At 38.9% G+C, this 9,906-nt stretch carries 8 protein-coding genes; all 8 read right to left on the bottom strand.

Features of this window, described 5'->3' with window-relative positions; translation table 11 throughout:
- Positions 1 to 429 precede the first annotated feature (429 nt).
- A complete protein-coding gene (locus L4D05_RS23730; protein ID WP_428795455.1) occupies positions 430 to 798 on the bottom strand; it encodes a VOC family protein in 369 nt (122 codons plus the stop codon).
- Positions 799 to 1,130: 332 nt separating this feature from the next.
- Positions 1,131 to 1,340, bottom strand: coding sequence for a hypothetical protein (locus L4D05_RS23725; RefSeq protein ID WP_005463271.1), 210 nt, complete (start codon positions 1,338 to 1,340; stop codon positions 1,131 to 1,133).
- 141 nt (positions 1,341 to 1,481) lie between these two features.
- Positions 1,482 to 5,252, bottom strand: coding sequence for an nSTAND3 domain-containing NTPase (locus L4D05_RS23720; protein WP_428795454.1), 3,771 nt, complete (start codon positions 5,250 to 5,252; stop codon positions 1,482 to 1,484).
- Positions 5,253 to 5,598: 346 nt separating this feature from the next.
- Positions 5,599 to 6,084: a hypothetical protein gene (locus L4D05_RS23715; RefSeq protein WP_428795453.1), complete on the bottom strand. Its 486-nt coding sequence runs from the start codon at positions 6,082 to 6,084 to the stop codon at positions 5,599 to 5,601.
- 366 nt (positions 6,085 to 6,450) lie between these two features.
- On the bottom strand, positions 6,451 to 7,170 hold the full coding sequence (locus tag L4D05_RS23710) for an NYN domain-containing protein (protein WP_428795452.1): 720 nt from the start codon (positions 7,168 to 7,170) through the stop codon (positions 6,451 to 6,453).
- A gap of 159 nt (positions 7,171 to 7,329) precedes the next feature.
- Positions 7,330 to 8,034: a hypothetical protein gene (locus tag L4D05_RS23705; RefSeq protein WP_428795451.1), complete on the bottom strand. Its 705-nt coding sequence runs from the start codon at positions 8,032 to 8,034 to the stop codon at positions 7,330 to 7,332.
- 2 nt (positions 8,035 to 8,036) lie between these two features.
- Entirely contained in the window at positions 8,037 to 8,711 is a 675-nt protein-coding gene (locus L4D05_RS23700; protein WP_428795450.1) for a nuclease-related domain-containing protein, read from the bottom strand.
- 195 nt (positions 8,712 to 8,906) lie between these two features.
- The coding region (locus L4D05_RS23695) for a replication endonuclease (protein WP_428795449.1) at positions 8,907 to 9,906 on the bottom strand (1,000 nt) is incomplete at its 5' end.

Below are 9,906 nucleotides of genomic sequence, written 5' to 3'. Positions count from 1 at the left end.
ATAATGCCAGCGTTGCTCACCAAGGCTTTGAAGTAACGCTCTCACCTCAAAACCAATGACCAACATGACGGGACAGAGTTGAACTGTCCAAAAATTCGTAGCCTGAGTTGACGAAACTCAGAGGCAACTCAAAGTTTGCCACTAAGCCAACAACCACATACGCCAATTTTCAATTAAACGTAAATGACTCAGTAGCAAAGAAAAAGCACACRAGAGATGTGAGGTTACCACTAAAGAACAGGTGTAAAGCTAGAACGATGAACCCGTACACCAATAAACTAAACCGTGAAAGCTAACGCCTGCTTAAGTGGTGAGTGACGCACCACCAAACTTAAATTGACCACCGTAAACACATAAGTCGACAGTTACACCAAAATTGCCAAGCGTTACGAATCCACTTGAAGCATTTGTTATATGCCTTACGACTTACTACATTGAAACCGCTTCTATCTTGTTACCATCAAGGTCTCGGACAAAAGCAGCGTAGTAGCTTTCTCCATAATCTGGGCGTAAACCTGGCTTCCCCTCGCATATTGCACCTAACTTAACAGCTATTGCGTAAAAGTTATCAACTGCCTCTTGATTGCAAGCATTAAAGGCTATGTGAGTTCCATTACCATTTGACGCATAACCTTCCGACGGTAGACCAACCCAAAACTCGAAGTTGGTGCCGTAAGCTGCCGCGACACCTTCAATTAGGTGCGTTCGATTAATAGATAGAGTTTCAAACACAGCGTCGTAGAAATTCACTGCTGATTCGATATTTTTAACTCCAACGGAGACATGATTTAAAATCATTGAAATTCCTTTTATTCATCATAACTCAAGAGGCATATAACGCCCGCTTAATGCGCAATAATTTACAGTTAAACCACTTAAATTCATTAACTTAGACCACAACATTCAAACTAATGTAGCAAATATGTAGCTAGGAAACATATAAATTTCGATTCATCTTTCGGGACAGATAGCCTCTAATTTGTCCCCGTACGCTTGAAACTCATTTTTGAACAGAAATGTGTTAGTAATAGTGATCTAAAATGCTTCTGTCAGATTAGGAAAATTATGTTGATTCCTTGAGTGCTTGTTAAGTGTGAGAGATGTTGCCAACGATGTGGTTTGTTTATTCACTACATTTCATCAACAGCAAATCGTTCTGAGCCACCGTTGAAACAGACATAAAACTTGCGCCCATCGCTATATACCTGAACCTCTGCGCCATTTATATTGTGGTAAGGGCGATCTATCATTGACCATCTTGTACAGTCATCTAGTTCAAGTACAACTAAACCCATATCACTATATAAGCTCTCAACTAACGCTTTTGATACTAATTTCATTTTGCACCTCAAATTGTTTATCTTCACTTTCAATAATTTGACACCTAACGCCTTGCTCACCGGTAAGTTAGAAGCGCAGCGAGTAATTTATCCGTGTGCAGCAACTTGTTATAGGGCAGTGTTCTTTCACTACATATCAAGCTATCTGCTTTCCATATAATCTCTCTTCTTTTCATATTCAATAGATTTCAATTTACCCTCAATTTGTTTCTCCACATAGAATTTATGCTCAAGAAACTGAATGGAGTTAAAAAGTGGCAGCAAACTTTCAAGAAAATTCCTTTCTCGCTCCAAGATGGGAACTCGACTTCCCGACCACGACCGAGTAGTTAGTTCGTAATCTAGCGTTTGAAAGTCCTCAAATTTAGCATTTTCACTAAGAAATAAACCTAACAGTTCCCGCCGGAATTCTTCATTAAGATAGTGTGCAGATTGAAATAAAAAACACGTAAATTTAATATCCGAAGCATTTTTCTTGACGGCATTGCGGAAAAAATTATGTTTTTTCTGATTTATATCTTCCGATTCAGTTTTCCCTTTTTCTTTAGTGAATAATTTACTAAATATATTTTCTCTATACCTGAAAGAGTGTTCATCTTTACTCTGAAGATATCTCGCGTATTCTTCAACTTCTTCGATGTAGCCCTCTCTTTCCCACAAAAAATTTAACTCTGGCATATCTGTGTGCAAATCAGGCCATCTTTCATTTTCATATATTTGATCGACCAATTTATATAAAAACTCAAACCGTCTGTCTAAAAGAAGTTTTAAAGCGTCGCCAGAATAATCCCAGTAACGCTCTAGACTGTAGGCGGCTAGGTATGCATCAAAAACCAGTTCGTCATCTGGCTCAAATACTTCAAACCAGTTGTCAAATATGCTGAAGTGACTACTAAATAGGTGTCCTAGTGACCTTGCATAGTTAGCATCTTCATGAGATTTATCAGTTAGAATTCTGACTACTTTGCTATAAATAGCATCGTCAATACCCTTATACTTATCCAAGTAATCTAGCCAACCACGTAATTCGTTACTTGGCGTATTGCTAATGTGCTCTATTAATAAGCGAGCGTCATCATCGGTAATGGACTCCTCTGGCAATGATGAAAAATAAGTAGATAGCCATAACTTCTTCCACCGATATTCTTTGCTATTTAACAACGAAAAAACGTCACTACTAGATTGAGACTTAAACAGGTCTGTAACTAAGAAATGAGGATTTACTTCAAAATAGTCATCATAATCCATATACCTCAATACAATTTCAGGAAAGAGGTCAGGCACTGACTCAGCCATAGCGTGAAGACTCATTTCGATTCCATTTTTTAATGAGTAATCCCTATCTCTACCCGACAGGGCATTATTCAATTCTTTACACATATCAATGAAGTCAATGAAACCTGTTATCGAAATTCCTGCAAAATGCTCAACTAAACTCTTATGGCGGTATTGATTGTATTCCTCAAACCCCATTTCAAGCATGCGCCGCTCATGCCTGTCTTCAAGAAGTAAGTGTGAAAGTTTAAGCGTTTCATTAAAGAATTCTTCTTTCCACTCCTTTGGATAGTTCAACTCCAAAGATTCAAGGTGCTCACAATAGTCTTGCATCATCATGCAGTGAGACAAGTTATCCTTATCTAACTTTTTAACAAAATATCGTTCAAAAAGAGGAAGGTCAGCATCAGCCATATCCGCTCCCTCATATCTTGCTCTGCCTATGTACTCACTAATTACATTAATAACGAAAGGTTGCAACTCATCTTTATCCATTAAAAAAGATAAGTTTGAGATAATCTTATCTCTTAAAGCGAGCAGGTATTCGTCAGGAGATAGCCTAAAAGTTATTATGCTTATTGCATCACCGCGAGACCACTTATGCTCTCTGTGCTCAACTTTTAGCAGATAACTAGCCGTTAAAATAAAAAGTCGACTGAATAAGTAGTTTTTCCCTTTATCCAGTTGTTCTATCAACTTATCTACAATGAACGATTGTACATAATAGCCGTATCGACAATCATTAGGCTTAAAATTGTAACGTTCAGACAGCACTCGTATTACAAAGCCAAGGGACGCCTTGCTTTTAGCAAGATATTTAAGCAGCAATTCAAAGGACATTTTAAATTCTTGCTCATCATAATACCTAAAACTTATTAACAAACTGATTAAAGATGATTTATCTGCCTCGTCCTTAGCCTCCTCATAATTTTCACCTTTCCAATCAATATCAACGTCCGGCATTCCGCTAATAACCTTTGATGAAAAAAGCAAAGCCTCTGTTGGCAGGGCAAACCAAAAAGTGCTCAAAAACTCTATCGATTTATCGACACTCTCGCTTTCAGAATATTTTTCAAATATATCTTTAACCTCACTCCTAATGCCCGCAACAACTTTCCTTTGGTCAAAGGCATTAATGATAGGGTTTAGTGAATCAACAATAGTTCTTGTGTAGTCAGGATAAAAATCTTTAACGATTAATGAGAATGGTATTATCTTCTTTTCAAATACGGTTATATAAAAAAGGTAAGTAGATAGAACTTGGTCAGATATCTTCACTACTTCGCTTTCATACAAATCGACTATTTCGTTTTTATGTAAGATATCAACAATTTCCCAAAATTCCTCAGCCTGTATGCCGAAGGAATTTTCCACCATACCCATTTGCTGTTCATTAAGTTTGTCAATTTTTCTAAAGAAAGAAATAGCGCAAGCCGCAACAACCAACCGCTCATCGTCAAGCACAAGTTTTACATTCTCGTTCTCCCCAAAGTAATCGCTATATAAGGAAGTAACATTTTGGATAGACTGTATTTGATTTGTTTCTATAGCAACTTTTGATGCCATTACAGCCAGTCGTGGATTGCCGCAGGATATTTCTTGTATTCTTTTTTGGTACTCCCCATTTTTAATTCCAAATAATGTTTCAGACAACTCTTTAATCTGCTCATCAGTTAACGGGGTAATGACTTGCTCATGAAGTTCAGTATATTTATTAACCTTTTCTATAACGGATTCTCGTGCATAATCTCGTACTGTAGCGATAATTCGAAAAGTCCGGCTTTCATCTTTTTCATTTAGATAGTGAAGTATGTAATCAAGTCGATTATCTAGTCTGTTTGCATCGTCGACAAAAATAAGATAATCCCCCGGTTCGCTAAAGCATGCGGTTATATCCCTTATTAAGTCTGCACCTTTATCAAAAAGACAAACAACATTTGTGTTATTTTTTTCTTGATGGACTTGTTTTACCAAATTTACTGAAAATAATGTTTTTCCTAACCCGGCTGCACCTGATATAAGTAGGAAATTAGAAGAATTCAGAGTGCTGACTGCATTACTTAACAAATCATCACAGAATAGTAACTCATTATCGATAGACGTTGTAAAATTGCTTCTACCATATCTTTCAATAAAATCATCAATACTCAACAACTGACCAGTATCTAATGGTAAATCTAAATACTCTTCTGATAGGACTGGGTAAGAATTTTTAATGCTCAAAGAAATTGAATCAAGACCATTAAGAGTCAACATTACTCCTCTTTCGTAGCAAAAGGTTCTGAGTTCGTTGATTTCTTCCGTAGTAAGTTTACCCAAATAACATATGATTATTTCACTGATTTCATCTACAGGAATGCTTGTTTTATTTTCATCAAAGCACTTTTCAATGTCATCTTTTAGTTTATTGGCTAGACGCTCCTGTTGAACGGTATATTCCGAAAAAATATACTTTCCATTCTTCTGCATAAACAGACAGTCTGGCGTACCTTTAACTACTCGGTCAGTTGTATTCATCATTCCAATAGGGTTTATATTTTCATACCCCTTTCTATACAGCCAATCATCACAGAGTCTTTGAAATTTTCCGCCTTCCATTTCAAGCAACTTAGATTTTATTTGGTTTTGACTTCCCATAATCCCTCTGTGTGAACATAAATTCTAAAAATTAGGTAGCTGGATCTGAATGCACTATAACAGTGCGTTTCAGCAGACATTGTCTTTATAATATATTCAGAAAATAAAGACACAACGCCAGCAACATACTGTTCTATCGGTTTTATTCTTCCTTACACTCACAAATTGCAGAACATGTCTGTATGGCAGTAAGTGCTCAACTAGACTCATAATCTGCCATTAACAAAAGTAGGTCAAGAAATGACATGAGAAAGTGGTCAGGAATTTTGAGCTAAACAGTTTTGGGGCAAGATTGAGCTAGCAACTACATTTAAGAGAGTGACTTTAACTTTGAGATCATAGTGCGCTACTTCATCTTTTGTCTCAAGCGACGAAGCTTTCTAAGTAAATGCTCGGGATCTTCTTGAGAGCCTTTTCTATCAAGGTATTCTTCTGCTATCTCTATCTGAGATCTCCGCTTGTTCTCATCCACCGTTAGTGTTTCTAGCTGAATCGCCATGTGAAGCATAGTCACGTCAGACGATTTTGCTTTCCTAGCAGCATAATTACCCATACCTTTTACTGATTTACCAAAAAAAGCCTCTTCTAGACTTATTTTTCCTTGCTTATGGACGTAGCCTTTATACGTATCGGCTATTTGCAACAAGACTGATGGTGGAGGATAGATTCCTGCCTGTAAACAGTATGCCAAGGCAGCAAGTGGATGTTCAGCAATTGGCGTACTGTCTGCACTTTTATCCCACCATGAGAAGAAGGAAGTTCTTTGTTCCTCCCACATATCCTCAAGTTCTTCTACAGTTTCATCTGCCAAATCTAAGTTCTTATATTTCATCTCACCCTCACATCACTAGGCCACACACTATGGCGACAAGGAGACCAGCCAAAACATTCAACAAGATAATACCTATTGGTTTTTCGTACCACTGTCTAATCTCACGTTTCATATTATCTACCTTTATCGTTGTCGTGATATAAGTATCTGTTATATGACGTGATGTGTTAAGGACATGCAGTGGCTTGGATGTCCGATTAGATTTACAAACCACTCAATAGTCCCAGACTAATCGTGCATTCATTCGGACAACATTTAGTAGGGCAACTAGTAATAACATAATAAAAAATAGTAATACCCCCAAAACGTTTGGGGCATAAACATGGTAGAGAAATTGCCTTTCTTTTATAAACAAAAACTATTTGCTCATTTACAAGCTAACTTTTTTGTTTTCTTTTTATCCCGAACCCATAAAACTGAACTATTTGTCTTTTTCATTTCAAATAGATCGATAGATTGAAATAAGTCACTTAACTTTTTAAACCCATAGTTTCTCTGATCAAACGAAGCATGGTTAGATATATGAGTACCTATCGGCCCGAGCATTGCCCAACCGTCGTCTTCTTCTACTGCTTCTATGGCCTGCCTCAATAAATTAATGAGGCGTGTGTCGCCTTTGATGTTTCCAGCTTTCTTCTGAACTGGTTGCTCTTCTTTGTCATCGTCTAGATAGAGAAAACGTGAGCAACTGTTAACAAATGGAAGAACCGCTTTCCGCTCCCCAAAACCAATGACAAACTTCCCATCAGCTAGTGCTCGGGTAACCAACGGCGTAAAATCACAATCAGATGAAACTAAACATATGACGTCTATATCTTTAGTATAAATAATGTCCATTACATCGATAACTAAAGCCATATCAGTCGCATTTTTGCCTTTTATGAGGTCAAATTGCTGAACTGGCTGAATCGCAAATTCGTGGAGTACTTCTTGCCAAGATTTAAGGGTTGGGTTCGTCCAATTACCGTAAGCTTTCCTAATATTAACTACGCCGTATCGTGCCAACTCAGATAATACTTCTTCTATTTTGGCTGAAGGAGCATTATCCGCATCGATAAACAGCGCAATTTTCTCTTTTTCTCGCATAAAACCACTCATGCAAAACTAGTTGTATATGTCGTGATTATCACACTCGAGAAATATTAGGCAATAACTTAGCCCAAAAAGTGTTAATGAAAACAAGGCTAAGTCGACATAAAGCTGTGCTAGGAGCAGTATTGGGTTCAGAACCTTATAAAAGTGAGCTTATGAATTGTCTAATCGTATTTGAGTGCAGTTCGGGCAAATTCCTGCTTTTGTCAAATTATTATCACAGATCGGGCATTGTCCAAAATCAAATGACGTGTATGCAAACCCTATCTCTTTGCTCACGTCATCAATCTCCATATTCTCCAGAATACCCTCTATCGCCAATCTTGCGTCCGCTACTGAACAGTGAAAAACCTCACCAAAAGGAGCTGAATGGTCTAGACACTTTGATAACCTTTCATGGGCTTTCTTCTCTACCATCTCAGCACATTTAGTGCGATATAGTGTATTAATGTACCAAAGCCCACTTGGTTGCTCGTAATTACTAAAAATACGCAAACGCTTCTCAAGGGAATTAATCTGTCTGGTGACAGAGCTTTTAGCCGTGCCAGATAAACTACTAAGCTGGACATTCAATTCATTCAAGTGGTTCCGCGCAAGTTTTGTTTCTTTTTCAAAAGGTAAGCGCATCCCCCCATAACAGATTCGCCCATTTGTCACATGCTCGGGAATCAGCCTTTCTCGAGTGACCTTTCGTCGACTCCCACATATCTGACAGGTCGCTTTTATCGACAACCATTTATCATTAACATCTTTAAGGCGCCCATCAGGATCATTACGCCCTATACCAGTAAGCCCTACTTTTACTCTATTCGATGTAGGATTCTCAAGTATATAAACGGTAGCAAAATGATTAGACATGGTTAACTCTTAATAAATCGACATTTTGGAAAGCTATTACAGCCTAGAAATTTATTCCCTGCATTCGCACCACTTCGAGCGACTCGCTCAACAAGCTCAGAGCCACATTTTGGGCACGCATTCGTTGAATTATGGCGAGAACGAAGTGCTTTTACATGCTGGCGGTTGGTAGTGGTGCAGCTATCAGTATGTTGATGTACTTTACGCAGCAAGCTATCCATTTCACTTTCAGATAAAACAACATTCTTAAAACGTTTAATATACCGCCCTAACCCACGGTCTAAAACATTCGCGGGTAACTCTGTTTTGAGCTCACAATCACCAGTAAAGTACACTACGGTTTTGATTAGTTGCTCGTCAATATCAAAATACGCAGCTAAGGCTTTCTTTTGGCGGTAAGTTTGCCTCAACGGGTTTTGAAAACGATACTTTTTCCCGTAAAGTGATTGAGTCCACTGAGCTGCTTTTTCGTCACCAAAAACCCAGCCTTTGAAGTTTTTCGTTTCAACAATAAACACCCCAAATGGCGATATCAGCAAGTGGTCGATTTGCGCTGTACCATTGAAGGTAGGAATATATACGTCATGAAACCGTTGGTAAGTGTTCGTGTTGAGTGACACCCACATATTGACTGCTGTTTTCTTCTCACCAAACCATCCACGAACTACGTTGAACATGCTTTCTCCACTGCTGATTGAAATACACACCAAAAGCCGTTTCTGGGCATTATTCAGGTGTAACTCTGATATGAAAAAGAGTATCAACTGCCAGTGAATTTTTTGTTAGCGCATCGTCAATCTCGACTTTCTCGAAGCTAATTACCTAGCTTGATTAATTATCGATAAAAATACAGTTATTCACAGAACTCCAAGTTAAAAAGCTCGCGCGAGCTTTGATTCAAAACGCCACTGCAACGAGCGAGTCACAATCGCTTCCCCAATAGCAAACACCCCTTTGAGTACCGTCGTTAACTCCTCGTCACTGTACGCCGTCGTTTTCACCACCCCTGTATTAGTATCAACACTTAGCTCATAGTAAGGCTGTACTAACTGCTCTTTTCGATGACAGAATACGCCTCCCATCAACTCTAAGAAGCTTTTCCAATCTCCACTGTCCGCAGCCTCAAAGATAGCCTTAACCTGCTCAGGAAGGTTTTGTGTACTCTTCAATCGGCGAAGCTCGCGCCACACCGTGATAGAGCAACCACCTAACTGTTGAAACTGGCGAATCCCCCAACATGATGCCCACGCATCTACCCTGGCTGCCGCATCTAATGGATCTTCACCATAAATACCAGAATCTAAATCCGCGCCGTCGATATTCTTAGAAATATATTTGGCGATGTAACCCGTCGCACTGCCTTTAGCTGGGTCTATTTTTACTTCAGTAAAACGATGCTTACTCGCTCCTTTCTCATCACTGTCTTCTCTAAGCGCATAGTCCTTCATCACTTCAATTAACGTTTGATATTGATTCGCTTCCACAAACAAAAGTAAGTGCCAATGCGGTGTGCCATCATGTTGAGGCTCAACAACTCGAAAACCATAAAAACGTACACCCAAACGATTCAGCTTTGAGCGCACCAGTACCCATAGCTTGTTTAGATACCTCTGTCCGTCCAACGGTGTAAACCCAGCCCACTTTGGGTTTTCGTGGCCTGATGTCGCGTAAGCACGGTGATATTTTGATGGACACGTTAAAGTCAGGAAAGCGGCTTCATGGTTCATACTTTTTGCTAAGTCTTCAAAGCCTCTTGCTCGCATCATAAGTTCACCTTTACGGATTTTAGGATCGGCAACGCCCTTTTGACTGAGTTCGAGTAACGAAAAGCTTTGTCCTAGCTCATTTGTCGCAATCGTATTGGCAAGCCAC

Origin of the sequence: Vibrio nomapromontoriensis (genome assembly GCF_050337205.1) — a bacterium.
Classification (GTDB): domain Bacteria; phylum Pseudomonadota; class Gammaproteobacteria; order Enterobacterales; family Vibrionaceae; genus Vibrio; species Vibrio nomapromontoriensis.
This window is presented reverse-complemented; position numbering and strand designations above follow the sequence as displayed.